Annotated in this window: 24 protein-coding genes; 10 read left to right on the forward strand and 14 right to left on the reverse strand. The window is 54.7% G+C overall.

Annotated elements, in window-relative coordinates; translation table 11 throughout:
* Positions 1 to 124: 124 nt before the first annotated feature.
* On the forward strand, positions 125 to 1,369 hold the full coding sequence (gene mtr / locus KP80_RS10850; RefSeq protein ID WP_052283658.1) for a tryptophan permease: 1,245 nt from the start codon (positions 125 to 127) through the stop codon (positions 1,367 to 1,369).
* Positions 1,370 to 1,430: 61 nt separating this feature from the next.
* Here the strand turns inward: mtr and KP80_RS10855 are convergent, their stop codons facing one another.
* The 3 genes from KP80_RS10855 to ubiU form a co-directional block, all read right to left on the reverse strand.
* Positions 1,431 to 2,438, reverse strand: coding sequence for a luciferase-like monooxygenase (locus tag KP80_RS10855; protein WP_052283659.1), 1,008 nt, complete (start codon positions 2,436 to 2,438; stop codon positions 1,431 to 1,433).
* Between the two features lie 198 nt (positions 2,439 to 2,636).
* A complete protein-coding gene (locus KP80_RS10860) occupies positions 2,637 to 3,515 on the reverse strand; it encodes a U32 family peptidase (protein ID WP_052283660.1) in 879 nt (292 codons plus the stop codon).
* An 8-nt stretch (positions 3,516 to 3,523) separates the two neighbouring features.
* Complete coding sequence (gene ubiU / locus KP80_RS10865; protein WP_052283661.1) at positions 3,524 to 4,519, reverse strand: ubiquinone anaerobic biosynthesis protein UbiU; 996 nt, start codon at positions 4,517 to 4,519, stop codon at positions 3,524 to 3,526.
* A gap of 220 nt (positions 4,520 to 4,739) precedes the next feature.
* Between ubiU and ubiT the strand changes: the two genes are divergently transcribed.
* Together ubiT and KP80_RS10875 are read left to right on the forward strand one after the other, a co-directional pair.
* Entirely contained in the window at positions 4,740 to 5,264 is a 525-nt protein-coding gene (gene ubiT / locus KP80_RS10870; protein WP_052283662.1) for a ubiquinone anaerobic biosynthesis accessory factor UbiT, read from the forward strand.
* Entirely contained in the window at positions 5,258 to 5,761 is a 504-nt protein-coding gene (locus KP80_RS10875) for a GNAT family N-acetyltransferase (protein WP_052283663.1), read from the forward strand. The genes ubiT and KP80_RS10875 overlap by 7 nt, the downstream gene beginning before the upstream one ends.
* Here the strand turns inward: KP80_RS10875 and KP80_RS10880 are convergent.
* Entirely contained in the window at positions 5,748 to 6,032 is a 285-nt protein-coding gene (locus KP80_RS10880) for a GIY-YIG nuclease family protein (RefSeq protein ID WP_052283664.1), read from the reverse strand. The genes KP80_RS10875 and KP80_RS10880 overlap by 14 nt on opposite strands.
* A gap of 54 nt (positions 6,033 to 6,086) precedes the next feature.
* Between KP80_RS10880 and KP80_RS10885 the strand changes: the two genes are divergently transcribed.
* Positions 6,087 to 6,512 (forward strand): YhbP family protein, encoded by a 426-nt coding sequence (locus KP80_RS10885; protein WP_052283665.1) that lies wholly within the window; start codon positions 6,087 to 6,089, stop codon positions 6,510 to 6,512.
* Here KP80_RS10885 and KP80_RS10890 read toward each other — a convergent pair.
* The 3 genes from KP80_RS10890 to KP80_RS10900 form a co-directional block, all read right to left on the reverse strand.
* Positions 6,509 to 7,954, reverse strand: coding sequence for a Cu(+)/Ag(+) sensor histidine kinase (locus KP80_RS10890; protein WP_052283666.1), 1,446 nt, complete (start codon positions 7,952 to 7,954; stop codon positions 6,509 to 6,511). The two genes, KP80_RS10885 and KP80_RS10890, sit on opposite strands and share 4 nt — an antisense overlap.
* The gene (locus KP80_RS10895; RefSeq protein ID WP_052283667.1) at positions 7,944 to 8,627 is read right to left on the reverse strand and encodes a copper/silver response regulator transcription factor; all 684 of its coding nucleotides are present in this window, start codon (positions 8,625 to 8,627) and stop codon (positions 7,944 to 7,946) included. Before KP80_RS10895 ends, KP80_RS10890 begins: the two co-directional genes overlap by 11 nt.
* Positions 8,628 to 8,730: 103 nt before the next feature.
* Positions 8,731 to 10,017, reverse strand: a complete 1,287-nt coding sequence (locus KP80_RS10900) for an ABC transporter substrate-binding protein (RefSeq protein WP_052283668.1) — start codon at positions 10,015 to 10,017, stop codon at positions 8,731 to 8,733.
* 514 nt (positions 10,018 to 10,531) lie between these two features.
* On the opposite strand from KP80_RS10900, the gene KP80_RS10905 reads away from it, so the two are divergent.
* The 5 genes from KP80_RS10905 to KP80_RS10925 all read left to right on the forward strand — a co-directional run bounded on the left by KP80_RS10905 (position 10,532) and on the right by KP80_RS10925 (position 17,498).
* Positions 10,532 to 11,917 carry a Cu(I)/Ag(I) efflux RND transporter outer membrane protein gene (locus KP80_RS10905; RefSeq protein ID WP_052283669.1) on the forward strand — a complete coding sequence of 462 codons (1,386 nt, stop codon included), beginning with the start codon at positions 10,532 to 10,534 and terminating at the stop codon, positions 11,915 to 11,917.
* A gap of 24 nt (positions 11,918 to 11,941) precedes the next feature.
* Positions 11,942 to 12,286, forward strand: a complete 345-nt coding sequence (locus KP80_RS10910) for a copper-binding protein (RefSeq protein WP_052283670.1) — start codon at positions 11,942 to 11,944, stop codon at positions 12,284 to 12,286.
* Positions 12,287 to 12,291: 5 nt separating this feature from the next.
* The gene (locus KP80_RS10915; RefSeq protein ID WP_052283671.1) at positions 12,292 to 13,533 is read left to right on the forward strand and encodes an efflux RND transporter periplasmic adaptor subunit; all 1,242 of its coding nucleotides are present in this window, start codon (positions 12,292 to 12,294) and stop codon (positions 13,531 to 13,533) included.
* Positions 13,534 to 13,543: 10 nt separating this feature from the next.
* Entirely contained in the window at positions 13,544 to 16,687 is a 3,144-nt protein-coding gene (locus KP80_RS10920; protein ID WP_052283672.1) for a CusA/CzcA family heavy metal efflux RND transporter, read from the forward strand.
* Positions 16,688 to 16,859: 172 nt separating this feature from the next.
* Positions 16,860 to 17,498 (forward strand): NAD-dependent epimerase/dehydratase family protein, encoded by a 639-nt coding sequence (locus KP80_RS10925; RefSeq protein WP_052283673.1) that lies wholly within the window; start codon positions 16,860 to 16,862, stop codon positions 17,496 to 17,498.
* Positions 17,499 to 17,516: 18 nt separating this feature from the next.
* Here the strand turns inward: KP80_RS10925 and dolP are convergent, their stop codons facing one another.
* Genes dolP through KP80_RS10945 form a run of 4 tightly spaced genes read right to left on the reverse strand, consistent with a single transcriptional unit; the run spans position 17,517 to position 21,143 of the window.
* Complete coding sequence (gene dolP / locus KP80_RS10930; protein ID WP_052283674.1) at positions 17,517 to 18,092, reverse strand: division/outer membrane stress-associated lipid-binding lipoprotein; 576 nt, start codon at positions 18,090 to 18,092, stop codon at positions 17,517 to 17,519.
* 9 nt (positions 18,093 to 18,101) lie between these two features.
* Positions 18,102 to 18,692, reverse strand: coding sequence for a DnaA initiator-associating protein DiaA (diaA, locus tag KP80_RS10935; RefSeq protein ID WP_052283675.1), 591 nt, complete (start codon positions 18,690 to 18,692; stop codon positions 18,102 to 18,104).
* A gap of 19 nt (positions 18,693 to 18,711) precedes the next feature.
* Complete coding sequence (locus KP80_RS10940; protein ID WP_052283676.1) at positions 18,712 to 19,098, reverse strand: YraN family protein; 387 nt, start codon at positions 19,096 to 19,098, stop codon at positions 18,712 to 18,714.
* The gene (locus KP80_RS10945) at positions 19,056 to 21,143 is read right to left on the reverse strand and encodes a penicillin-binding protein activator (protein WP_052283677.1); all 2,088 of its coding nucleotides are present in this window, start codon (positions 21,141 to 21,143) and stop codon (positions 19,056 to 19,058) included. Before KP80_RS10945 ends, KP80_RS10940 begins: the two co-directional genes overlap by 43 nt.
* A gap of 62 nt (positions 21,144 to 21,205) precedes the next feature.
* Here KP80_RS10945 and rsmI point away from each other — a divergent pair, with 62 nt between their 5' ends.
* Positions 21,206 to 22,060, forward strand: coding sequence for a 16S rRNA (cytidine(1402)-2'-O)-methyltransferase (gene rsmI / locus KP80_RS10950; protein ID WP_052283678.1), 855 nt, complete (start codon positions 21,206 to 21,208; stop codon positions 22,058 to 22,060).
* A gap of 112 nt (positions 22,061 to 22,172) precedes the next feature.
* Here rsmI and KP80_RS10955 read toward each other — a convergent pair whose 3' ends face one another.
* The 3 genes from KP80_RS10955 to kbaY form a co-directional block, all read right to left on the reverse strand.
* Positions 22,173 to 23,345, reverse strand: coding sequence for a MalY/PatB family protein (locus tag KP80_RS10955; protein WP_052283679.1), 1,173 nt, complete (start codon positions 23,343 to 23,345; stop codon positions 22,173 to 22,175).
* Between the two features lie 13 nt (positions 23,346 to 23,358).
* On the reverse strand, positions 23,359 to 24,930 hold the full coding sequence (malX, locus tag KP80_RS10960; protein WP_052283680.1) for a maltose/glucose-specific PTS transporter subunit IIBC: 1,572 nt from the start codon (positions 24,928 to 24,930) through the stop codon (positions 23,359 to 23,361).
* Between the two features lie 122 nt (positions 24,931 to 25,052).
* Positions 25,053 to 25,925, reverse strand: a complete 873-nt coding sequence (gene kbaY / locus KP80_RS10965) for a tagatose-bisphosphate aldolase subunit KbaY (protein WP_052283681.1) — start codon at positions 25,923 to 25,925, stop codon at positions 25,053 to 25,055.
* Position 25,926 lies beyond the last annotated feature (1 nt).

Raw genomic sequence — 25,926 nt, forward strand, 5'->3', positions numbered from 1 at the left:
AAGTAAACGATACAGCCCCGATCTTAACGATTGGGGCTTTTTTTATTCCCTTTGTACTCGTGTACTGGTACAGTGCAACACATTAAAATGCAGTAGCAAAATAATACACTGGAGAAAAGGCTGTATGGCGACACTAACCACCACCCAAACGTCACCTTCGCTGCTTGGCGGCGTGGTGATCATCGGCGGCACAATCATTGGTGCGGGGATGTTCTCCCTGCCGGTCGTGATGTCCGGTGCGTGGTTCTTCTGGTCGATGGCTGCGCTGGTCTTTACCTGGTTCTGTATGCTGCATTCTGGGCTGATGATCCTGGAAGCGAACCTCAACTACCGTATTGGTTCTAGCTTCGACACCATCACCAAAGATCTGCTGGGCAAGGGCTGGAACGTCATTAATGGCATCTCGATTGCGTTTGTGCTGTATATCCTGACCTACGCCTACATCTCGGCCAGCGGCTCGATTCTGCACCATACCTTTGCGGAAATGTCGCTGAACGTTCCGGCACGCGCCGCGGGCTTTAGCTTTGCGCTGCTGGTGGCGTTTGTGGTGTGGTTAAGTACTAAAGCGGTAAGCCGTATGACGGCTATCGTTCTGGGTGCGAAGGTGATTACCTTCTTCCTGACTTTCGGTAGCCTGATGGGGCACGTCACGCCGACAACGTTGTTTAACGTTGCCGAGAGTAATGCCTCCTACACCCCGTACCTGTTGATGACGTTGCCATTCTGTCTGGCCTCTTTCGGCTATCACGGCAACGTGCCGAGCCTGATGAAATACTACGGCAAAGATCCGCGCACCATTGTGAAATGTCTGGTTTACGGCACGCTGCTGGCGCTGGTTCTCTACACCGTATGGTTGCTGGGGACGATGGGGAATATTCCACGTCCGGAGTTTATCGGCATTGCACAGAAGGGCGGGAACATTGATGTACTGGTGCAGGCGCTGAGCGGTGTGCTCAATAGTCGCGGTCTGGATCTGCTGCTGGTGGTGTTCTCTAACTTTGCGGTCGCGAGTTCGTTTCTTGGCGTGACGCTGGGCCTGTTCGATTACCTGGCGGACCTGTTTGGTTTTGATGACTCCGCGTTGGGCCGCTTCAAAACCGCGCTGCTGACCTTCCTGCCGCCGATTGTCGGTGGCCTGCTGTGGCCGAATGGGTTCTTGTATGCGATTGGTTACGCGGGTCTTGCGGCAACCATCTGGGCGGCAATTGTACCGGCGTTACTGGCGCGTAAATCCCGTAAACGCTTTGGTAGCCCGAAATTCCGTGTTTGGGGCGGTAAGCCGATGATTGCGTTAGTACTGGTGTTCGGCGTGGGTAACGCGCTGGTACATATTCTGTCGAGCTTTAACCTGCTGCCGGTTTATCAATAAGCAACCGTACTACGGCAAACAGGCCGGATAAGATGAAACCGTTATCCGGCCTGCAAAAGCGCTAACCCAACAGCGCTTTTTTTACATCCATCGCTAAATCAAACGAATGCAAACGCGCCTGATGGTCAAAGATTTGCCCGTTGACCATAATCTCGTCTGCCTGAGTTTCACGCAGTACTGATTCCAGACCGTGACGCACTTTCTCTTTATCGCCGACTAATGACATGCCTAACGCCTGATCGACGCCGTATTTCTCCGACGGGGACCAGAATTTGCTCATATCTTCAATGGGTGGCGGTAGCTGGCCGGTTTCACCGCGGCGCAGTTTAGTGAACGCCTGCTGCATGGAAGTGAAGAGGAATTCTGCATCACGGTTACTGTCCGCGGCGATAATATTGATGCACACCATGGCGTAAGGTTTTTCCAGGCGCGCCGACGGCTTGAAGTGGGTGCGGTAAAGGTGCAGCGCCTGGAACAACATATCCGGTGCGAAATGCGAGGCGAAGGCGAATGGCAGCCCAAGCTGTGCCGCCAGCTGCGCACCGTAAAGGCTTGAACCCAGCAGCCAGACGGGGATCTTCTCGCCATAGCCCGGCACTGGACGAACTTGCGGATTTGGATCGCGGGCGTCGAACCAGTCCACCAGTTCCGCGACATCGCGCGGGAAGTTATCGATATCGCCACCCATATGACGGCGCAGCGCGCGCATTGTCGGCTGATCGCTGCCCGGCGCGCGGCCAAGACCAAGATCGATACGGCCAGGGTAGAGCGTATTTAACGTACCGAACTGTTCGGCAATCACCAGCGGCGAGTGGTTAGGCAGCATCACGCCGCCGGACCCCAGATGCAGGGTGGTGGTGTTGGCCGCCAGATAGCCAATCAGTACCGATGTAGCGGCACTGGCGATACCGGTCATATTGTGGTGTTCGGCCAGCCAATAGCGATGATAGCCACGCTTTTCAGCGAGCCTGGCGAGATCGAGTGAATGGGAGAAAGCTTCCCGCGCGGAGGACCCCTGCGGGATCGGCGCCAGGTCGAGCACCGAGTATGAAACGTTTTTGTCAGTCATAAAGGCTCACTTTGCTACAGCGTATACTCGTCGTCTTTCAGGCTAGCCCACTATTCGCGGTGAAAAGCCTGAATGAGTCCGTGCATAGTCATCAGATTGAAGGTCTTCTTCCAGCCGGGCGAGCCCGGCCAGAAAAGCTGCAACTTTAATAATGCATTAAAAATTGATGACTGTTGTTAACAAAGTGAGCGGTTTTTATCAGGCCTGCAGTTCCAGCCCGGCCAGACGCTTCCAGTAACCATTACAGTCGCTGTTGGCGGTCAGTGGTAGCGGCGCATTACCGTTTTCGTTAGCGCGGAAGGCGTCGAGCATGGCGAAGGTTTCGTTGCCCATCGGTGACAAGCGCACCATATCGACCAGACCGTGCATCGAGGTAAGCTCATTACCGAGGTTATACACGTAGCCGCTCATGGTCTGAATGCCATTAAGCACAAATACCTGCTGATTTTCCTGCGACAGCATGCTGCGCCCGGTAGGGTACTTGATGCAGCAGGTCTCACATTCATCTTTAGGTTTGTCTTCGGAACGCGCGGTAAAGCAGCGGGCGGAATAGGCCAGCGGCAGATGGCCGTAGCTCAGTACTTCCACTTCAAATTTATCGCGGATACCCAGTTCTTCACACTGGTTGAGCAGGTTGACCAGCCAGTCGCGTGACAGCTCAACCGGCATACACCAGCGCATCATGCCCTGCTTTTGCAGCAGGCGCAGCGTGACGGCGTTGTAACAGTTCAACGCGTGACCCGCCACGAACGGCAGCTTGCGGTCGGCGCACAGGTTCACGACGCCGAGGTCGCTGGCTTCCACCAAAAAATCACCGTTTTCGACATAGCGCTTGAGCTCGCCCAGTTCAGACGATGCCTGAACCAGCGCGAGGGTAGAGAGAACGACCTGTTTACCGCTGCCAGCGAGGGATTTAGCCATATCCAGCCAGTCGCCGACTTTGGTCGCGCGACGTTTACTGCACACCGCTTCGCCCAGATAGATGGTATCTGCGCTGCTGGTGGCGGCCTGCTGGTAAAAGTCTTCCAGCGTCTCTTTTGACCAGTAGTAAAGCACTGGCCCTAATGAATATTTCATTGCTGTTCCTACTGCCATTTACGGTGATACGCACCAAGGGTGGTCTGGGTACCTTCGGACATGGAGCCAAGCGTCTCCATCCATGAAGCCTGTGGGACGAAGTTCTGCGGATCGGCCATGCAGCGGTCAATCGCTTGACGCCAGACTTTGGCCACTTGGCTCACGTACGCCGGGCTACGCTGACGGCCTTCGATTTTCACCGACGCAATATTGGCGGCCAGCAGTTCCGGCAGCAGTTCCAGGGTATTGAGGCTGGTTGGCTCTTCCAGCGCGTGATAGCGCTCGCCGTCGACCAGGTAACGACCTTTGCACAGCGTTGGATAGCCGGCGTTTTCACCGTCCTGATAGCGATCGATCAGCACTTCGTTAAGACGCGACTCCAGCCCCTGTGGCGTTTGCTGCCAGCGTACATAGCGTGCAGGTGAACAGGCACCCACGGTATTTGGCGACTCACCGGTCAGGTAAGAGGAAAGGTAGCAGCGTCCTTCAGCCATAATGCACAGGCTGCCAAAAGCGAAGACTTCCAGCGGCACTGGCGTGACGCGCGCGAGCTGTTTTACCTGGTGAATAGACAGTACGCGCGGCAGCACCACGCGGGCAACGTCGAAGTTGCGGTGGTAGAAATTAATCGCTTCTTCGTTGGTGGCCGATGCCTGAACGGAGACATGGCGCTCAATATGCGGATAGCGCTCTGCGGCATACTCAAGCATAGCGAGGTCGGCGAGGATCAGGGCGTCGGCGCCCAGCTGTGCCGCCATATCCACCGCACGCTGCCAGCGCACGTAGCCATCAGGATGCGCAAAGGTATTGATGGCGATATGCAGTTTGCGGTTATGCTGGTGAACGAAGTTTACCGCTTCCTGCAGCTTCTTCTCGGTGAAGTTCAGACCGGCGAAATGGCGGGCGTTAGTATCATCTTTCAGCCCGATATAGACCGCATCGGCACCGTTTTCGATAGCCGCCTTAAGCGCCGGAAGGTTTCCGGCAGGGCAGAGCAACTCCATAATTCTTCCTGAGTTTGCGGCCCGGCTGGGGCGCATTATTGTTAATGATTAGGGATTTTAGTTAACCTATCGCTAATCATTTTTGATTTGAGGCAGACAAAAGCGTATTGATGACGCCAATAATCCCTCTGCCTCACGACATAATTGTTGATTTACGCCGCTATGTCGTTTATCTGATATGGCAAAATAACGGAACTATTGCATTCAGGGAGTAAAGCTTGTGTTGGATAAACTGCGTTCACGTCTGGTCCATGTAGCGCCAACTTTGATGAGCGTCCCGGTGAAATTTACGCCGTTCGCCCTTAAACGCCAGGTTCTGCAGCAGGTGTTAAGCTGGCAGTTCCGCCAGGCGCTCAATGACGGCGAACTGGATTTTCTCGACGGCCGCTGGTTGAGCATTGAGGTGCGTGACATTGGCCTCAAATGGTTCACTTCGGTACAGAATGAACGCTTAATTGTGAGCGACGCCGCTGAGGCGGATGTGAGCTTCAGCGCGGATGCCAGCGACTTACTGATGATCGCTGCGCGGAAACAGGATCCGGATACGCTCTTCTTCCAGCGTCGGCTGGTGATTGAAGGCGATACGGAGCTGGGTCTCTATGTCAAAAACCTGATGGATGCCATTGAGCTTGAGCAGATGCCAAAAGCGCTGCGCGTGATGCTGATGCAGCTGGCCGATTTTGTCGAAGCTGGCCTAAAATCACCATCAGAAACTAAACATACATCGGTAGGTGAGCCATGCTGATTCGAGTAGAAATTGGAATTGATGCCCCGGGAATCGACGCGCTGCTGCGTCGTGCATTCAACGGTGATGGCGAAGCCAGTCTGGTACGCGATCTGCGCGAAGACGGCCTGATTACGCTGGGGCTGGTGGCCACGGATGATGAAGGTCATGTCGTCGGCTACGTGGCCTTTAGCCCGGTGAGCGTTGAAGGTGAAGAGCTGCAGTGGGTGGGTTTGGCGCCGGTAGCGGTTGATGAAGAGTATCGCGGTCAGGGGCTGGCACGCCAGATGATCTACGAAGGGCTGGACTCGCTGAATGAGTTTGGCTATGCGGCGGTCGTCACCTTAGGTGACCCTGCGCTGTATGGTCGTTTCGGCTTTGAACGCGCCGCGCAGTATGATTTACGCTGCCGCTGGCCGGGCACTGAAGAGGCGTTTATGGTCCACCCTCTGGCAGATGATGCGCTGAAAGGCGTACATGGCCTGGTGGAGTATTCGGACCATTTCAACCGATTCTAAGGCTGTCCAGTAACGTTTCAAAAGAACCGTCACCTGCGACGAGGCGCTCTTTTTGGCGCTTCGTCAGCTGCTTGATGCGGTACTCGAGGCGCAGTGCCAGCGAGTGTTCGCCGACCTCACCGAAAAATGCCAGCTTCAGCTCGCCTTTGCCGCGCAGCGCCTTCGCCCCTTTACCGCTTTGATGCTGGTGGAATCGCCGTTCAACATCGGTGGTGATACCGGTGTACAATTTGTCGTCCTCGGTCCGGACAAGATAAAGAAACCAACGCACGTGTGCCAACCTGTCTGTAGAGATGGACGCACCATAGCATATCGGAGAGAACAGATGGAAACGCTCGCTGCCATTAGCCGTTGGCTGGCAAAACAACACGTGGTTAGCTGGTGTGTGGCCAATGAGGGCGAGCTGTGGTGCGCCAACGCGTTCTACGTCTACGACCCACAGCGCGTCGCTTTCTATTTGCTCAGCGAAGAGAACACGCGGCACGGACAGATGACCGGTAAACAGGCACCGGTTGCCGGTACCGTCAACGGCCAGCCGAAAACGGTGGCTCTGATTCGCGGAGTGCAGTTCAAAGGCGAAATTCGGTTGTTGGAAGGGGATGAGGCCGCCGAAAAACGGGCGCTATACGTGCGCCGTTTTCAGGTTGCTCGCGTCCTGTCGGCCCCGGTTTGGGAGCTACGTCTGGATGAGCTGAAGTTCACCGACAACACGCTCGGTTTTGGCAAAAAGCTGCACTGGCTGCGCGACTAGCTGCCCATCTTCGGCAACGTGATCGTAAAACGGGTGGCGACGGTATCCGACGTCACTCCGATTTTCCCCCCGTGTGCCCGCACGATCGATTTGACGATCGCCAACCCAATTCCGCTGTTCTCGCCTTTACGCTGCCGCGAAGGATCGACTCGGTAAAAGCGATCGAACAGACGCGGCAAATGCTCGGCCGCAATGGGAGTTCCCGGATTCTCCACGCGATAAATAATGCTGTCATCCTGCGAACTGACCAGCACGGTTACCGACATGCCGCGCGGCGTATAACGAATGGCATTCGACAGCAGATTATTGATCACGCGGCGGATCATCAGCGGATCGCCTTCAATCAGCGATGGCTGCCCGACAAAACGTAGCGTAACCTCGCGCTCTTCGGCCCAGGCTTCAAAGAACTCAAACACCTTGATGGTTTCGGTTTGCAGATCCAACGGAATGCGTTCCGGAATCAGCAGATTTTCATCGGCCTGCGCCAGAAACAGCATATCGCTCACCATCTTCGCCATCCGGTTGTACTCTTCGAGACTCGAATAGAGCACATCCTCTAGCTCTTTGATCGTGCGGGGTTGGCTTAAGGCGATTTCGGTTTGCGTCACCAGATTGGTGATCGGCGTGCGGATTTCGTGGGCGATATCGGCAGAGAAATTGGCTTGGCGACGAAAAACGTCCTCGATCCGGCCGAGCATCTGGTTGAACGATATCACCAACTGTTCCAGCTCAATGGGGACGCGCTCGGGCTCCAGCCGCATATCGAGGTTATCCGAGGTGATATTTTTGATCTTCTTACTCACATTACGCAGCGGCTGGTGGCCTTTACGCACGGCGATCAGCACGATCCCGATAATCAACAGACTAATGACGGCGGCGATCATCATCAGATTGCGTTTGAGCTCATCGAGATAGTGCAGATGAAAGTCGATCGACAGTGCGATCAGCAGCGTGTAGGTGCGTTCATTATCATGGAACGTTGAGGCAATGACTCGGTAAGTGGTCGTCGGTCTGGCGCTGGCTTCATGTCCTGGCATCGGCGGCATGCTGCTGCCTTCCCAGCGGAACATGCGCTGAGTTTTCAGCTCCTGCGTAAACTGGGGAGAAGCAAATATAGGTGATAAGTCAGGGCCATTGGGGGAACGGAAAAGCTGTGGGTTGTCAGGCGTGCGCAGCAGCACGGCAATATTACGATAGCTGGCCAGTGCGCTGGCGATGTTGCTGATTTTCTCCGCCTCAGGCGTATCCGGTGCGGTCAGCAACGTGCTGAGCGTGGTATTAACCTGCTTGAGGTCACTCACGTCCTGTTCGGCGAAATGTTTCTCGACCGAATGCAGCATGATGCCGGTAAAGGCGGCAAAGGCGATGATGGTGGCGAGGCTAATGAAAAAGGTTAGGCGTGTCGCTAGTGAAAACGGGCGGCGGCGCAGATTACCCTTCATCGCGCACCTCGAGCACATAGCCAACGCCGCGTACGGTCTGAATTAGCTTGGGCGAAAAATCGTTATCAATCTTGGCACGCAGTCGCTTAACGGCAACGTCGATGGCGTTGGTATCGCTATCGAAATTCATATCCCACACCTGCGAGGCGATGAGCGATCGCGGCAGCACTTCCCCCTGATGGCGCAGGAAAAACTCCAGCAGCGTGAATTCTTTACTGGTTAACGTGATGCGGGTATCTCCGCGTGTGACTTTGCGGGAAACCAGATCGAGAGTGAGATCGGAGACCTGAAACTGGCTTTCAACAATCACGGCAGCCCCCCGGCGCAGCAGCGTTCTGACACGTGCCAGCAGCTCGGCAAAAGCGAACGGTTTCACCAGATAGTCGTCAGCACCGAGTTCGAGCCCTTTTACCCGGTGCTCGATGGTGCCCAGCGCGGTCAGCAGCAGGATCGGCATACCCTTATTGGCGGCACGCAGCATGCGGACGATATCCCAGCCGTTCACATCCGGCAGCATAATATCCAGCACGATAAGATCGTAATCCGCGGTCATCGCCAGGTGATAGCCGTTGAGGCCGTTGTCGGTGCGATCCACCACGAAGCCCGCTTCCGTTAGCCCCTTACTCAGGTATTCACCCGTTTTGATCTCATCTTCGACAACCAGTATTTTCACGCGCCCTCCATCGCCGCTGTGTGATGGGGCCATTCTAATGGAGCGTGGGGCGATAGCAAGACAGGGAAAGAGCCTGCGGCTGGCGCAGGCTTATGGTTGAATCTTACTCCGCCCAGGCATTCTGCCGCTTGAGCTCCTCATTGACCTTGTCATTGATCTCTTTGAGTACGGCTGGAATATCACCCTCGCAGCTGGCGTAAATTTTGTTAAAGCCGTCGGCGGTGATCTGACGTACTGGGATCCAGTTTGGGATCTGTGGCATGTAACGCCCCTCTTTGGCATAGGTCTCGGCAAACACCTCCCAACGCGGATCGTCGTGGTAATCCTTGATGTTCAGCGTTTTGTTTACCGGCAGACGGACGATCGGCATTGAGGTGCTATCCACTGCCATACCGATCTTCTGCCCCTCTGGTGAGATCAGAAACTCGAGGAATTTTTTTGCCGCCACTTTACGCGAGCTGGTTTTCATCAGGAACGCGGTGGTGCCTTCGGCCATGGAGATAGCACCGCCAGGGCCAGCCGGTGGTGGTACGACGGTGTAGGTCTGCTTGCCCGGATCTTTATCAAACAAGGCGATGTGGTATGGCCCGGAAGAGTACATCCCGGTCTGTCCGGAGCGGAACGACGTGTTGGCATCGGCGGTGGTGTGGTTAATGGCACCCGGCTGGGCTAGACCTTCGCACACCATGCCGCGCATAAAGGCCATTGCTTTGGCGACTTCTTTGCTGTCCAGCGCGCCTTTAAATTTCCCCGGCTGGGTGGCAACTAAGTAGTTACCGCCAGCCTGCCAGAGATAGGATGAGGAGAACGAACTGGCGTAGCCACGGGTAGTGGCCAGCGGCATGGTAAAACCATAGGTATCTTTTTTGCCGTTGCCGTCAGGGTCGTCGTGAGTGAACGCCTGAGCGACTTTTTTCAGCTCATCCCAGGTGGTAGGTGCTTTCAGGTTTAGCTTGTTGAGCCAGTCCTGGCGGATAAACAGCGCGTAGGTATGGGCCGAAGTGGGCACACCGTAGTACTTGCCATCCGGTAGCTGGGTGGATTTCCACGCTGCCTCATACACGTCACTGCCGCCTTTCAGTTCGCTTGGTTTAATCTCATCGACAATGCCCAATTGCACCATCTGACCGACGATAATCGCGTCATTAAACACCACGTCGGGCAGCGCGCCACCGGTGGCCGCGCGCGCCAGGCGCTGGTCAAAGTCGGTGACTGCATTAAAGTACTTTATCGATATCCCGGTTTCCTTCTGGAACTGGTCGGCGAGCTTTTGATAGATCACTTTTGAATCATTGCTGGCGCGTATCCAGACGTCGAGTTGTTCACTGAAGGCATGGGGTGAAAGGGCGAATAACAGGGCCAGACCTAGCGCTTTTGTTTTCAATTTCATTTTTGACTCCGGTTGACGGGCGAGACTTTCTATCCCTGAACAGAGGTAATCATGGGTGAAAAGATGAAACAGAATGATGATAGGAGGGGGGGTAAGTTGAAACAATGTTTTAATATTGGCGCGGCGTGGATATTGTGTCGTTGTGTGGCGAGTTTCACAGTAAAAATAGACTGTAATTAAAAGATTGTTTTTATTTATTTGAAATTTATGGTTTTTATGTTTTTTGTTTTATTCTTTTATCTACACGAAAGGCCGTAAAAGTGTGAGCCGGTTTTTATTTTCATCATAGAGTGTGATGGCGGCGAATATTTGGCATTAAATAATTGTCTTTTTATCGATGAAATAAAGCCGGGTCTTTCATTAGCGCTATTTTTTGCCGACGCGATCACACCCGAATTTTCCTCTGCGTCTTAAATGACAACTTTGTCATTATCCTGTCACCGAGCAAACAGAGTCACTCCCGTAAGGTATGCACATTACCAGCCCCTTCTGATTCGGCTGAACAGGACGTGACATGCTTACTCTCAAACCCCTGACGCTGATGATGGCGTTTATTCTGGCCGGATGCACTTCGCTGGCGCCGGACTATCGGCCGCCCGAAAAGGTGGTGCCGGAACAGTTTTCCCTCTCACAGGGCGTGCTGGTGCCCACCGGTAGCCAATGGCAAGAGACCGGTTGGCAAACCTTTTTCGCCGACCCGCAGGCCAAGCGTTTGATTGACGTGGCGCTACAGAACAACCGCGATCTGCGCATGGCAGTACTGAATGTGGAAGCCGCTCGTGCGCAATATAACGTGACCGACGCCGGGCGTTATCCGCAGCTTAATGGTACCTCTGGCGCAAGCTATGAAGGCGATCTTCAGGGGCAAAAAGCCACCACTAAACGCTACGATGTGGGGTTGAATCTCAGCTATGAGCTCGACTTTTTCGGCAAGCTGAAAAACATGAGTGAAGCCGACCGGCAGAGTTTTTTCGCCAGCCAGGCAGCGCAGCGTGCGGCGCAGATTGTGGTAGTGACTAACGTTTCGCAGGCCTACTTCAATCAACGCCGCCTGACGGCTCAACTGGCGATTGCCAAAGAGACGCTGAAAAACTACCAGCAGTCTTACGCCTTTGTGGAACAACAGCTGGTGACAGGTAGCACCAACGTGCTGGCGCTGGAACAGGCGCGCGGGGTGATTGAAAGCACTCGTGCCGATATCGCTCAGCGTGAAGGTGAACTGGCGCAGGCCAATCACGCACTCCAGCAGCTACTTGGCGTCTACAACACCACGCTTGCGAACTCCCCGCAGTCGGCAGCGGCAGTGAACCCTCTACCACTGCCAGCCAATCTGCCGTCTACCATTCTGCTTCAGCGTCCGGACATCATGGAGGCCGAGCATCAGCTCCGCGCCGCGGATGCCAATATCGGCGTGGCGCGCGCGGCATTCTTCCCATCGATTACCTTGACCAGCGGCGTCTCCAGCAGCAGTTCAACGCTTTCCAGCCTGTTTAACGCGGCCAGCGGTATGTGGAACTTTGTGCCGAAGATTGACCTGCCCATCTTCAACGCCGGGCGTAACGAGGCCAACCTCGCGCTGGCGAACGTGAAGCAGCGCCAGGCGGTGGTGAACTACGAACAAAAAATACAGTCGGCGTTTAAAGCTGTGGCTGACACGCTCTCGCTGCGCGACAGCATTCAGGGGCAGTTGGTGGCCCAGCAGCGCTATTTGGCGTCGCTGCAAATTACCCTGCAGCGCGCCCGCGCGCTGTATGCCAGCGGGGCGGTGAGCTATATCGAAGTGCTGGATGCCGAACGCTCATTGTTTGCCACCCGGCAAGCGATCCTCGATTTGATCTATTCCCAGCAGGTTAACGAAATCAATCTATTCAGCGCCATTGGCGGCGGCTGGAAAGCCTAACTTTTTATTCAGGAGTCTTAAGCGATGCGTAAATTAACTATTCTGGTTGGTGGCGTTTTTATGATGTTGGCGCTGAACGTGCAGGCTGCGGAAATGCAGCATAACGGCCATGGCCAAATGATGGATATGAGCGCGAAAGCGCAGGTGATTGAGGGCACTGGCGTGGTGAAACTTATCGATATGGATGCGAAGAAAATCACCATCGATCATCAGGCCATCCCCGCTATCGGCTGGCCCGCGATGACCATGCGCTTTACCTTTAGCGAACCGACCGAGGCGATTAAACAGCTCAAGGAGGGCGAACAGGTTAACTTCAGTTTTGTCCAGCAGGGCAATCTCTCCCTTCTTCAGGACATCAAGGCGCTGTAATCACCATGACGACAGCCAAATTAAAATATACGGCGGCGATCGTCGGTAGCCTGATAATTGGCGGGCTGTCGACAGCCGCCGTGAGCCACTTTATCACGCCCAGCGCGCAGGCAGAATCCGCGCCCGCCGAACGCAAAGTGCTGTACTGGTACGATCCAATGAAGCCTGATGTGCGCTTTGAAAAGCCCGGTAAATCGCCGTTTATGGATATGGACCTGGTTGCCAAATACGCCGACGAAGGCGGCGATACGCAGTCGAGCGGCGTGCGTATTGATCCAACCCAAGTGCACAATCTGGGGCTGCGTACCGCAAAGGTGAACAAAGGACGGCTCGACTATGCCCAAACCCTACCGGCCAACGTCAGCTATAACGAATATCAGTTTGTGATTGTGCAGGCACGTGCCGAAGGGTTTATCGATAAGGTTTATCCACTGACGGTGGGCGATAAGGTGCGTAAGGGGGCGCCGCTGGTGGCGGCGACCATTCCTTCATGGGTTGAGGCGCAAAGTGAATATCTGCTGCTGGCCAATTCCGGCGGTACGGCTACTCAACTGGAAGGTGTGCTCGAACGTCTACGTCTGGCGGGAATGCCGGAAGCGGATATCCAACGGATGCGCACCACGCGCCGCGTGCAGACCCAGTTTACCCTCACTGCGCCGATTGACGGCGTACTCACCGCCTTCAGTCTGAAAAGCGGAATGAATATCGCCAAAGATAATGTGGTAGCACAAATTCAGGGGATGGATCCGGTGTGGATCAGCGCTGCGGTGCCGGAGTCGATTGCCTGGCTGCTCAAAGATTCGTCTCAGTTTACGGTCTCTATTCCGGCTTACCCCGGCCAATCTTTCACGATCCTGAAAACCTCGATTTTACCGATCGTCGATCCGACGACCCGCACGCTGCAGGTCCGTCTGCAGGTCAGTAACCCCGATGAGTTGCTAAAGCCGGGGATGAACGCCTACCTGAAGCTCAGCGCGCAGAGCGACGAAATGTTGCTGATCCCGTCACAAGCGGTGATCGATACCGGGGATGAACAGCGGGTAATTACGGTCGACAGCCACGGTGAATTTGTGCCGAAGAAAATACAGGTGTTGCATGAGTCTGGCGATAAGACGGGCATTGCTGCCGGCCTTTCCGCAGGCGAATCCATCGTAGTTAACGGCCTGTTCCTGATTGATTCGGAAGCCAATATCAGCGGTGCACTCGACAGAATGCGACATACCGCTGACGCCCATGCCGGGCATTAAGGAGACGGCGATGATTGAATGGATTATTCGACGCTCGGTTGCGAATCGATTTCTGGTGATGATGGGCGTGCTGTTTTTGAGCCTGTGGGGCGGTTGGACCATTGTGAACACACCGGTCGATGCGCTGCCGGATCTTTCTGATGTGCAGGTGATCGTCAAAACCAGTTATCCGGGGCAGGCACCGCAGATTGTGGAAAATCAGGTTACTTATCCGCTGACCACCACCATGCTGTCGGTACCGGGCGCCAAAACGGTGCGCGGCTTCTCGCAGTTTGGCGACTCCTATGTCTACGTCATTTTTGAAGATGGCACCGATCTCTATTGGGCGCGCTCACGCGTGCTGGAATATTTAAATCAGGTGCAGGGCAAACTGCCTCAGGGCGTCAGCTCGGAAATTGGCCCGGATGCCACTGGTGTAGGCTGGATTTTTGAATATGCGCTGGTGGATAAAAGCGGCAAACACGATCTTGCAGAGCTGCGTTCATTGCAGGATTGGTTCCTGAAATATGAGCTTAAAACCATCCCTAACGTGGCGGAAGTGGCCTCCGTGGGCGGGGTGGTGAAGCAGTATCAGGTGCAAGTTGATCCGCTGAAGCTTGCCCAGTACGACATCAGCTTAAGTGAGGTTAAACAGGCACTCACCTCTTCGAACCAGGAAGCTGGGGGTTCGTCCGTGGAGATGGCGGAAGCGGAATACATGGTCCGCGCCACCGGTTACCTCAAGAGTCTCGATGATTTTAACCACATTGTCCTGAAGGCCGGAGAGAACGGCGTGCCGGTCTATCTGAAGGACGTGGCACGGGTGCAGATTGGCCCAGAAATGCGTCGTGGGATCGCCGAATTTAATGGTGAGGGCGAAGTGGCCGGCGGCGTAGTCTTGCTGCGTTCCAGCAAAAATGCCCGTGAAGTGATTACAGCAGTGAAGGATAAACTGGCATCGCTGCAAAAAAGCCTGCCGCCGGGCGTTGAAGTGGTCACCACCTATGACCGTAGCCAGCTTATCGATCGGGCTATTGATAATCTGCGCTCGAAGCTGATTGAAGAGTTTATCGTCGTGGCCGTGGTCTGCGCGCTGTTCCTCTGGCACCTGCGTTCGGCGCTGGTGGCGATCGTCTCACTGCCGCTGGGGTTGTGTATTGCCTTTATCGTCATGCACTTCCAGGGATTGAATGCCAATATTATGTCCCTGGGTGGGATCGCTATCGCCGTAGGGGCGATGGTAGATGCGGCGATCGTGATGATCGAGAACGCCCACAAGCGGCTGGAACACTGGCAGGAGGCGCATCCCGGACAGACGATGGACAACAGTACCCGCTGGCGAGAGATAACCGATGCTGCGGTGGAAGTAGGGCCGGCGCTGTTTATCAGCCTGCTGATCATCACCCTGTCCTTTATCCCGATCTTCACCCTTGAAGGCCAGGAAGGGCGTTTGTTCGGTCCGCTTGCCTTTACTAAAACCTACGCCATGGCTGGGGCGGCGGCGCTGGCGATCGTGGTGATCCCAATTCTGATGGGCTTTTGGATCAAGGGAAAAATTCCGGCGGAAGCGAGTAATCCGCTGAACCGTTTTCTGATTGCGATTTACCACCCGTTGCTGCTGAAAGTGCTGCGCTGGCCAAAGCTGACGCTGCTGGTGGCGCTGCTGTCGATGTTTACCGTTCTGTGGCCACTGAGCAAAGTGGGCGGTGAATTTTTACCGAAAATCAACGAAGGTGATTTGCTGTATATGCCATCGACGCTGCCGGGAATTTCGCCGGGGCAGGCGGCGGTATTGCTGCAACAAACCGATAAGCTGATTAAAACGGTGCCGGAAGTCGCTTCAGTATTTGGCAAATCCGGCAAGGCGGAGACGGCAACCGACTCTGCGCCGCTGGAGATGATTGAAACGACTATCCAGCTTAAACCGCAGGATCAGTGGCGACCGGGGATGACCCTCGACAAAATTATCGATGAACTTGATGCCACCGTACGCCTGCCGGGGTTGGCAAATCTGTGGGTGCCACCGATACGTAACCGTATCGATATGCTCTCTACAGGGATTAAAAGTCCGATTGGTATCAAGGTCTCGGGGACTTCACTTGCCGATATTGATGACGCCGCGCAGCACATTGAAACGGTGGCGAAAACGGTGCCCGGCGTTGTCTCAGCGCTGGCAGAGCGTCTGGAGGGCGGGCGCTATATCGACGTGGATATCGACCGTCAAAAAGCGGCACGCTATGGGATGACCGTCGGTGATGTGCAGCTGTTCGTCTCGTCGGCCATTGGAGGCGCAACGATTGGGGAAACCGTGGAGGGCGTGGCGCGATACCCGATTAATATCCGCTATCCGCAGGGGTTCCGTGATGGCCCAATGGCGCTGCGCCAGCTGCCGATCCTGACGCCAGGCAAACAGCAAATTACGCTGGGGGACGTGGCGAAGGTGGCGGTAGTTTCCGGCCCGACGATGCTAAAAACCGAAAATGCCCGCCCGGCGAGCTGGATTTATATCGATGCGCGTGACCGCGACATGGTCTCGGTGGTGCATGACCTGCAAGCGGCAATCAGCCGTAGCGTCACCCTAAAGCCCGGTACCAGCGTGGCGTTCTCCGGCCAGTTTGAACTGCTGGAACACGCGAACAAAAAGCTCAAGCTGATGGTGCCGATGACGGTGATGATTATCTTCATTCTGCTGTATCTGGCGTTCCGCCGGGTGGAAGAAGCGCTGCTGATTCTGATGAGCCTGCCGTTTGCGCTGGTCGGAGGCATTTGGTTCCTCTATTGGCAAGGGTTCCATATGTCTGTGGCAACCGGTACTGGGTTTATTGCGCTGGCTGGGGTCGCGGCCGAGTTTGGGGTGGTGATGCTGATGTATCTGCGCCACGCTGTCGAGGCCGATCCAAAGTTGCAAAACCCGCAAACCTTTAGCGAGGAGCGGTTGGATGATGCGCTGTATCACGGTGCGGTACTGCGCGTCCGTCCCAAAGCGATGACCGTCGCCGTGATAATTGCCGGTCTGTTGCCCATACTATGGGGGACCGGTGCGGGTTCTGAAGTGATGAGCCGGATTGCCGCGCCAATGATTGGCGGCATGATCACCGCACCGCTGCTATCGTTGTTTATTATTCCTGCCGCTTATAAGTTGATTGGGTTATATCGGCACAGACGTAATGGATAAATCCAGCAGACTCCTGACCGAGTCAGCGCTGTAGGCCTGGTAAGCATCAAGCCGTCAGGTATGATGCGGCATCTTGTCGGATAGCCGCGTAGATGCGTTATCCGGCCTACACGCTGAAACCGCCCGGTGATTCCATCGGGCGTAGCAACGTCGGGGAATTACGGAGACCCTTATGCAACATGTACTGATTACTGGCGCCACCGGTTTGGTTGGTGGGCACTTACTCAACATGCTGCGCCGCGAGTCGCAGGTTGAATCCATCATCGCCCCCACGCGTCGTCCGTTAGAGCACGCCTTCGGCATCGGCAATCCGCATAATACCGACCTGCGCCAGGCGCTGACGGAAGTGAACACCCCTGTTGATACCGTCTTTTGCTGTTTGGGCACCACGCAGAGCGAAGCGGGCTCGAAGTCAGCGTTCACTCACGTCGATTACGACCTGGTGGTGGAAACCGGATTAACCGGTCTACGTCTCGGCGCGCAGCAGATGCTGGTGGTCAGCGCGATGGGGGCAAATACTCAATCTCCCTTCTTTTACAATCGTGTCAAAGGACAAGCGGAGGCGGCGCTGATTGCGCAAGGCTGGACGACGTTGACGCTGGCACGCCCTTCAATGCTGCTGGGCGATCGCCGTTTGCCGCGGCTTAATGAGCAGCTATTGGCGCCGTTGTTTAGCTTGTTGCCGGGAAACTGGAAGTCGATTCAGGCGGAAGATGTGGCGAAAGCGATGTTGAATATGGCGAAGCATCCCGCAACCGCACCGGTGACGATACTGTCATCGCGACAGCTTAGAGAAATGGCCCGGCAGTGAATCTGCCGGGCAGCAGGGTTACTGAATGTAGGTAAACGCGGTGGTGACGCGCTTCACACCGCTTACGCGGCTAGCAATGTCGGCTGCGGCTTTACCTTCTCGGTCGGTCACCAGACCCATCAGGAACACTTCACCGTTTTCCGTGGTCGCTTTCACGTTTGAGGATTTCACCTGGTCGGTCGTCAGCAACTGAGAACGAACTTTGGTGGTAATCCAGGTATCGGAGGACGAGGTGCCAAGGCTGATTGGCTGGCCCTGACGGACTTCGTTAAAGACCTCAGTCGCGCCATCAACGCCGACGGCAATCTGTTTCGCACGAGTGGCAAGGCTCAGATCCGGTGCCTGGCCGGTCAGCAGGACTTTGCCCTGATACGCGGTCACGTTAATGCGGGCTTCTTTCTTAATTTGTGCATCTTTCGACAGGGCATTGTTCACGCGAACTTCCAGCGTGCTGTCATCCACCTGAGTTCCCACGGTACGCGGATCGGTAGCGGCTTTGGTGCCTACTGCGGCCGTGCCAACAACGGCGGCTGCAATACATCCTTGAAGCAGCAATGCGGAAATAAGGACTGCGAGGGTCGAAATTGCCTTCATTTATTCTCCTTAGTCGTCCTGGTGTGGGAAAAGGGTGTTATCAATCAGATCGCATAAGCAGTTAACCGTGAGCATGTGCATCTCCTGGATACGCGCGCTGCGGTGCGAAGGGATGCGAATTTCGACATCCTGTTGCCCGAGCAGGCCCGCCAGTTCACCTCCGTCATAGCCGGTAAGGGCAACGATGGTCATATCACGAGTAACGGCAGCTTCGACCGCTTTGACGATATCGCGACTGTTGCCACGCGTGGAGATCGCCAGCAGCACATCACCGGCATGACCGAGCGCGCGAACCTGCTTGGCGTAGATCTCTTCGTGTAGGCGATCGTTCGCTATCGCGGTTAAGACCACATTATCACTGTTTAGTGCAATCGCTGGTAAACCAGGGCGTTCGGTTTCATAGCGGTTAATCATGCAGGCAGCAAAATGCTGTGCGTTGGCCGCAGAAGAACCGTTGCCACAACAGAGAATTTTGTTGCCGTTAAGCAGTGACTGTACCAGGGTCATCGCTGCTCGGGAGATAGCGTCCGGGAGCGCTTCCGCCGCCGCGATTTGGGTTTGAATGCTTTCAGTGAAGCACACTTTAATTCTTTCGAGCACGATATCCCTTTACATTCTGTTAGCTAAAAGCGTTCTGGAGCCATTCGATCTCATTGCCCGTGAAGGCTAACACATCGAAACGGCAATCCACAGTATCAAAACTCCCATTGTGCCGGGCAAGCCACAAGCGGGCAGTCTGTAATAATTTATGTTGTTTGCTGCGGGTCACACTGGCCGCTGCGCCGCCGTATGCCGCGGACTTGCGGTAGCGGACTTCAACAAACACCGTCACCGCAGCGTCCCGCATTATCAGGTCGATCTCGCCGCTGCGTTCATGGACGTTAGCGGCGATAAATTTCAGCCCCTGCTCTTCCAGCCAGCGACGCGCGCGGAGTTCAACCGCGTTGCCGACTTGTTTGGTGGTTAGCTGGCGGGGACGACCTGTCCATGTTGGTATCTGAGCCATGATAACTTCCTGTTAATCACGCAGTCCGGGTTGGCGCTAAGATCGCCGGTGTTGCCGTTCAGCTCAAAGCCCGGCATACCGCGCATTTGTGCGAAATGGTTCGCCAGTGCCCAGGCATCAACGCCCATGGCGTACAGACGCGCCAACGAGTAGTCATTGTTAACCGCGCTCAGCGCCTGCTGCATCAGTGCAGGGTTACTGCCTGCCAGCATTGGAATTTCGCTGTACTGTAGGCCTTCCATCTCCAGACGGAAGTCCGGGCCCGAGGTGCCCTGTGCGCTACGAGAGCTGGCATACAGCAGAGAACCGCTCTGGCTACCGTTACGCATTGCAATCATTGGTTTGATAAAGGCAATTTCTTCCGGCGTTGCCAAAATGTAGGCGGCATCGACCTTACCGCTGCCGGTGATCTGCGCATCGGTTGGTGCCGGTGGGATAGTCAGGCCACCGATGGTCACGCCCTGCGGCTGCGACTGGGTGGAGGTAACCGGTGTGCCAGACAGCGCAATGCCGGAGCCGCCGTTGACGCCACCGCGCAGTTCAGACAGTGAACCAAATTTCTGCTGCAACACCGTGCCGCCACCCAGCTTCTGCCATTCATCGGCAAAAGCCTGAGTCACGCGATCGCCAAGGGTATTACGCGGAACCAGCAGTAGCGGGGATTGTTTCCCCTGCTCGTGGATATGACGTGCGGCATCGCGGGCTTCGTCTTCAGGAGAAAGCGCGAAATAGCAGATGTTGGCGTGGTTGCTCACGTTTTCCGGCTGGTTGAGCGCCAGTACGTTCAGCGAGGTGTTGCTTTTCAGCAGCTCATCAACGTTGTTTTTCAGCAGCGGGCCCACGACCAGGCTGACGCCATCCTGCTGCGCCTGCGCCAGGATCTGGTTCAGCGGCTGCGTGGAGGTGTCATAAATTTTCAGCTCGGCGGATGGATTTGCTGCCACGTTGGCCACAGCCTGCGGCTGTGCGGCAGGTGTTGGTGCGGTCTCGGCTGGCGCAGCAGTTGTGTCAGGTTGCGCAGAGGTCGCTGCCTGAACCGGCGCGGCGGCCGCTGGCGCCTGAACCGGTGCCTGAGTTTGTGGAGAGGTCAAGTCGGTGACCTCGGCCTGTGATGGGCTGATGACGTCCGTAGAAGCGGCCTGCGCCACCTGCTCCGGTACCGCGCTGCCGCTCACTGGGCTAATGCCGTTCTTCGCGGCTTCAAAGCCTTTTTGAATGGTACGGCCAAAGACCGATGCCTGGCCGCTTAAAGGCAGCAGCAGGGCGATTTTATTCACCGAGGCCGGTTTAAAGCTCTGTACGTTGGCCAGCTGCGATGGCAATACTTTTGCCCCTGGGTTTTGCGGGTAACGGGTCTGCCAATCTTTGATCCCCGCTTTCATCATGTCCGGATCGTTGCGGTTATCAAACCACACGCGCTGCAGATCCAGCCAGCCTTGCAGCACGTTCTCGTCGGCGTTGATGACCAGCGCGTTCGCCTGCGCCTGAGTCATGGAGGAGAGTACCTGCCAGGTGGCATCGCTGTTTTGCTGTTTTTCCGGCTGTGTCGCCAGCAGAGGAGCTTGGGCGATCAACGCCCGCAGCAGCGTCAGCGAAGGTTTGCCCTGCTCGGCGGTGATGGTGTCTTGCCAGAAACGCGCCTGCAATGCACTGTCAAAATCATCGGCTTTCAGCTTCAGCAGCAGCGCCTGTGCACCAGCAAAATCTTTCTGCGCCAGTTTCACTTCCACGGCCAGCAGCGACTGCTCCTGACGCTGAGCTGCGTTAAGTTCCTGCGGCAGCTGGTTGTACAATTCCAGCGACTGTTGGCTCTTACCTTCTTTCAGCAGTGCACGAATGGCGAGTAATTGCCAGTTGGTCTTGCTATCATTCGAGCTTTGCTGCATCTGTTGCAGATAAAAGCCGGAGTCAGCCTGCGTCGCACCCTGAAGTTGGGCGGCACTCTGATCGGGAGCCTGGGTTCCACAGCCTGCAAAAATCAGCGCGGCCAGGATAACAGGCAGACAGCGCGCGGCTTTCATACGAGAAAATGTTGAGGGTACCATTCTGTATCCAGTGATATTTTTTACGCAATGCTCAATATTAAATCGGCAATACGGACTAAACAATGAAACAACACGAATCGGCGGATAATTCTCAAGGCCAACTCTTTATTGTACCTACTCCTATCGGAAATTTGGCTGATATTACCCAACGAGCGCTCGAAGTATTGCAAGCTGTTGATTTAATTGCGGCTGAAGACACGCGTCATACCGGTTTATTGCTGCAACACTTCGCCATTAACGCTCGGATGTTTGCTCTACACGATCACAATGAGCAACAAAAAGCGCAAATGCTGGTGGATAAGCTCAAAGAGGGGCTCAACATCGCGCTGGTCTCCGACGCAGGCACGCCGCTGATTAACGATCCGGGCTACCATTTGGTGCGAACCTGTCGCGAAGCGGGTATTCGCGTGGTACCGCTGCCGGGGCCTTGCGCGGCGATTGCTGCGCTCAGCGCCGCGGGGTTACCGTCTGACCGTTTCTGCTACGAAGGCTTTTTACCGGCTAAATCGAAAGGCCGTCGTGATGCGATGAAGGCCATCGAAACTGAGCCGCGTACTCTGATCTTCTACGAATCAACTCACCGTCTTCTGGATAGTCTCGAGGATATGGTCGCCGTGTGGGGCGAAGCCCGCTATGTGGTGCTGGCTCGCGAGCTGACCAAAACCTGGGAAACCATCCACGGCGCACCGGTCGGTGAGCTGCTGGCGTGGGTGAAAGAGGATGAAAACCGCCGTAAAGGTGAAATGGTGCTGATTGTCGAAGGCCACAAAGCGCAGGATGACGAACTGCCAGCCGACGCGCTGCGCACCCTGGCCTTGCTGCAAACGGAGCTACCGCTGAAAAAAGCGGCGGCGCTGGCGGCGGAAATCCACGGCGTGAAGAAGAACGCATTGTATAAGTATGCGCTGGAGAAGTAGGGCGAGTAAGCAATAGGCCGATCTTGCGCGTTTCGGTTGCCCGATAACGCGGTTTGAATCGCAAAGAAAAAGGCAGATAGCGAAAGTTATCTGCCTTTGTTTTCTCTGGGCATTAGTAATGCTTACGCATTCTCTCTATTGCCTGTTCCAGCCAATACCGCTGCGTACCAAAGTTGATGCGAATAAAACGCTCGCCATCCTGAACATAATGACTGCCATCCTCAATAATCACCCCTGCATGGCGAGCAAAATGGTTCACCACTTCCGTCGCTGTACGTCCGCCACCGCTGACATCTATCCACGCCAGATAAGACGACTCCGGCGTCATCATCTTCCACTCCGGGAAATGAGTCTGGATGGCGTCGGCAAGGTAGTGGGCGTTACTGCGTAAATACCCGTTGAGCGCATCCAGCCATGGCAGGCCGTGCTGATAAGCTAGGGTGATTCCCCACACGCCGAAGATATTGGGGGAGGTAATGGAATTTTTTTCCAGCTGTTGGCGGAAACGCTGACGAAGCTGGGCATCCGGGATGATGGCGTAGGAGGTTTTGAGCCCACCCAGGTTAAAAGCCTTATTGGGTGAGGTCAGCAGAATCAGGTTGTCCTGGGCTGCCCCACCCGAAGACAGGCAACTGGTGAATTCACCGGCAAGAATGTGTTCGGCATGGACCTCATCGACCACCAGAATGACCCCGTAGCGCTGGCAAAGCTCGGAAGCCTGGTGAATTTCACTCAGCGTCCAGATGCGTCCGGATGGGTTATGCGGTGAGCATAAGAGCCAAAGCTTAGGCTGCTGGCGCTTGAGCTGCTCTTCAATAAGCGCAAAGTCGAGATGATAGCGGTTGTTTTCAATTTTTAGCGGATTCGCCAGTACCTGAACACCCTGGCGCTGTGTTGCCATGGCAAATGGGTCATAAACCGGCGTATTCATCATCACGCTATCGCCCGGCTGGCAAAATGCCTGCACCAGGTAATGCAGCGTGGAGACGGTGCCGTAGGTGAGCGTTATCCAGTCGCGCTCGACGTTGACATGGTGGCGGTCGCGCTGGAAGCCGATTACGGCATCATAAAATTCATCAAAGCTATAGGTGTAGCCAAAGGTTCCGTGTTCAACGATCCGCTGGAAGCCGTCAATAACGGCGGGTGGCGATGTGAAATCCATGTCGGCAATCCACAGCGGGATGAAGTCCTCTGGTACCTCGCCGAAGCGAGAGCAGACAAATGCATGGTCCCATTTACGGCACTTATCACTTTTACGCTCGATGATTTTATCGAAATCGAACATGTCCAACTCCTGGTTAAATTAAGGCTTCAATGCCGGTTTTCACACCCTGAACCTGCGGGCCGATAATGACCTGAACACTATGTGCATCAAGGACGACCACGGAAAGTGCACCGGCCTGTTTTAGCGTCTGTTGATCAACTTTCGACATATCTTTGACCACGAGGCGCAGTCGGGTAATGCAGTTATCCAGGGAGTTAATATTTTCCTTACCGCCGAGAGCGCTCAAAATAAGCCCATGATCGTATTTGGATTTACCACGTGCTTTGGTATTTGCAGCGACTGCCTGTGATGCACCATCGGAGGAATCTTCACGGCCCGGTGTTTTAATGTCGTGTTTTAATATATACCAGCGGAATACCAGGAAGTAGACGGCAAACCACACGACGCCAACCGGGAAGAGTAAATACCATTTTGTCGAGGTGCCTTGCATTACCCCGAAAATTAACAGATCGAGAATCCCACCGTCAGTATTACCAATGGTAACTCCCAGTAGTGCCATCACCATTAATGCTAAACCTGACATGATAATATGGAATACATACAGTGCTGGAGCAATGAAAAGGAATAAGAATTCAATCGGTTCGGAAATACCAGTAATAACGGAAACTAACACCCCAGAAAGTAATAACCCTTTAATGATGGGTCTATTTTCAGGTTTCGCCGTCCGATAAATAGCAAACGCCACCGCGGGCAAACCAAAAATAAAGGTTGGCATAAACCCTTGTGACAAGAAGGCCGTCACATGTGGGCTGAAAGGCAGGCCGGCTTTTAGTTCGGCGTAGAAAATATTCAGAGCACCGGCAATTTCATGCCCGTTAACGATTTCCGTGCCACCTGCCGGGGTGAAACGCACCATCGCGAGCAGGATATGATGGAGGCCGAAAGGCTTGAGCAGCAGTACGCCAACGCCGTAAAGGAAGGGGCCAAATACGCTGGTGCTCTGGATGATATGGCCAATACCGGCAATACCCATTGCAACGTAGGTCCACAGAAGCGGAATGGCCAGGCCGACGATCGACAGCGTCAGAGAGGTAATAATTGGGACAAAGCGGATGCCGCTGAAGAAGGCGAAGGCATCATGCAGTACGGTGTCCTGGAAGCGTTCGTGCAGGAAGTAGGTGATCACACCGGCAATGATGCCGCCTAATACCCCCATTTCCAGAGTCTGGATGCCCAGCACCACGGATTGGCCGACCTGCTTCATGGTGGCGGCATCAGCCAGCTGGTGGGTTGCCATCAGGTAGTAGTTGATGCTCATGTTCATCAACATATAGCCGACAAACCCTGAATAAGCGCCAACGGCTTTGTTTCTTTTGGCCATTCCAAACGGAATAGCAATCGCAAACATAACGGGTAAATAGGTAAATGCAAAACCCCCGACGGTGGCAATAAAACCAAATGTTAACTGTGTTAACTCACCGCCTAAAAAAGGAAAGCTTTTAATGGTGGAAGGGCTCGTAATTGAACTACCAATACCTAACAATAACCCCATAAACGCTAACAGCGATACGGGAAACATAAATGTTTTACCTAAACTTTGAAAAAACTCCCATACTCGTGACTTTATAGAATTTTCCTGTGTCATGTAGAGTACTCCATTATTTCTATCAGTATAATATGAAGGCCATGAGAAAATACTCATGACCTTTACAAAATGAGAGGTGAGTTGTTATTAATATTTTTTATTATTTAATTCAACGCAGCATATTAACTACGCTGCGCTGGGAGCAGTCTATTCGCTGATCCGCAAACGTTAATTTTGCTGCGCACGACCTCTTTCATCGCATTCATCCCGACGCGCATGTAATAGCGCGGGTCGTTACCCTCCGGATTCTCTGCAAACCACTCTTTTACCGCGGCGGCAAAAGCGATTTTCAGTTCCGTCGCAACGTTAACCTTGCACACCCCGAGCTCGATGGTGCGGCGAACGTATTCGTCAGGGACGTCGCTTGCGCCGTGCAGCACCAGCGGGATATCGACCACTTCACGAATTTCGGCCAGGCGCTGGAAATCGATTTTGGGCTTTTTGGTATACAGGCCGTGCGCGGTGCCGATAGCCACGGCGAGGCTATCTACGCCGGTACGTTCCACAAAGCGTTTGGCTTCCATCGGATCGGTCAGGAATGCGCTTTCGGCATCAACGCTCATGTCGTCTTCCACGCCGCCTAAGCGCCCTAATTCAGCTTCGACGCTGCAATCGTGAGCGTGGCAAAAATCGACGACTGATTTCACCAGCTTCACGTTCTCTTCAAACGGTGAGTGGCTGCCGTCAATCATCGCGCTGCGTACGCCGGCATTTACTTTGTGGCGGATGTCATCAAGCGACTCATGGTGATCGAGATGCAGCGCCAGCGGCATGTCGTAGCTGGTGGAGTAAGCGCGGCACAATGCGTAGATCTCTTCCAGCGCGATATGCTTAAAGGTGCCTGGCGTACCGGCGAGGATCACCGGAGATTGCATTTCGCTGCACACTTCGAGGATCGCCTGGATGGTTTCGGCATTGTGGATATTAAAAGCGGGCACCGCGTAGCCTTTTGCCTGGGCGTCCTGCAGAAGATATTTGGTGGAAATAATGCTCATG

The organism is Kluyvera genomosp. 1 (assembly GCF_001266615.1).
Taxonomy (GTDB): Bacteria; Pseudomonadota; Gammaproteobacteria; order Enterobacterales; family Enterobacteriaceae; genus Kluyvera; species Kluyvera cryocrescens_A.

What these genes read in the sequence shown, in the direction of transcription:
- KP80_RS10885 (WP_052283665.1), top strand. Translation starts at nt 6,087, where the DNA reads ATGGAAACGCTCGCTGCCATTAGCCGTTGGCTGGCAAAACAACACGTG.
- dolP (WP_052283674.1), bottom strand. Translation starts at nt 18,092, where the DNA reads ATGAAGGCAATTTCGACCCTCGCAGTCCTTATTTCCGCATTGCTGCTT.
- rsmI (WP_052283678.1), top strand. Translation starts at nt 21,206, where the DNA reads ATGAAACAACACGAATCGGCGGATAATTCTCAAGGCCAACTCTTTATT.
- KP80_RS10905 (WP_052283669.1), top strand. Translation starts at nt 10,532, where the DNA reads ATGCTTACTCTCAAACCCCTGACGCTGATGATGGCGTTTATTCTGGCC.
- KP80_RS10945 (WP_052283677.1), bottom strand. Translation starts at nt 21,143, where the DNA reads ATGGTACCCTCAACATTTTCTCGTATGAAAGCCGCGCGCTGTCTGCCT.
- KP80_RS10920 (WP_052283672.1), top strand. Translation starts at nt 13,544, where the DNA reads ATGATTGAATGGATTATTCGACGCTCGGTTGCGAATCGATTTCTGGTG.
- KP80_RS10855 (WP_052283659.1), bottom strand. Translation starts at nt 2,438, where the DNA reads ATGACTGACAAAAACGTTTCATACTCGGTGCTCGACCTGGCGCCGATC.
- KP80_RS10900 (WP_052283668.1), bottom strand. Translation starts at nt 10,017, where the DNA reads ATGAAATTGAAAACAAAAGCGCTAGGTCTGGCCCTGTTATTCGCCCTT.
- mtr (WP_052283658.1), top strand. Translation starts at nt 125, where the DNA reads ATGGCGACACTAACCACCACCCAAACGTCACCTTCGCTGCTTGGCGGC.
- KP80_RS10940 (WP_052283676.1), bottom strand. Translation starts at nt 19,098, where the DNA reads ATGGCTCAGATACCAACATGGACAGGTCGTCCCCGCCAGCTAACCACC.
- KP80_RS10910 (WP_052283670.1), top strand. Translation starts at nt 11,942, where the DNA reads ATGCGTAAATTAACTATTCTGGTTGGTGGCGTTTTTATGATGTTGGCG.
- KP80_RS10915 (WP_052283671.1), top strand. Translation starts at nt 12,292, where the DNA reads ATGACGACAGCCAAATTAAAATATACGGCGGCGATCGTCGGTAGCCTG.
- KP80_RS10875 (WP_052283663.1), top strand. Translation starts at nt 5,258, where the DNA reads ATGCTGATTCGAGTAGAAATTGGAATTGATGCCCCGGGAATCGACGCG.
- kbaY (WP_052283681.1), bottom strand. Translation starts at nt 25,925, where the DNA reads ATGAGCATTATTTCCACCAAATATCTTCTGCAGGACGCCCAGGCAAAA.
- KP80_RS10925 (WP_052283673.1), top strand. Translation starts at nt 16,860, where the DNA reads ATGCAACATGTACTGATTACTGGCGCCACCGGTTTGGTTGGTGGGCAC.
- malX (WP_052283680.1), bottom strand. Translation starts at nt 24,930, where the DNA reads ATGACACAGGAAAATTCTATAAAGTCACGAGTATGGGAGTTTTTTCAA.
- KP80_RS10955 (WP_052283679.1), bottom strand. Translation starts at nt 23,345, where the DNA reads ATGTTCGATTTCGATAAAATCATCGAGCGTAAAAGTGATAAGTGCCGT.
- ubiU (WP_052283661.1), bottom strand. Translation starts at nt 4,519, where the DNA reads ATGGAGTTGCTCTGCCCTGCCGGAAACCTTCCGGCGCTTAAGGCGGCT.
- KP80_RS10860 (WP_052283660.1), bottom strand. Translation starts at nt 3,515, where the DNA reads ATGAAATATTCATTAGGGCCAGTGCTTTACTACTGGTCAAAAGAGACG.
- KP80_RS10890 (WP_052283666.1), bottom strand. Translation starts at nt 7,954, where the DNA reads ATGAAGGGTAATCTGCGCCGCCGCCCGTTTTCACTAGCGACACGCCTA.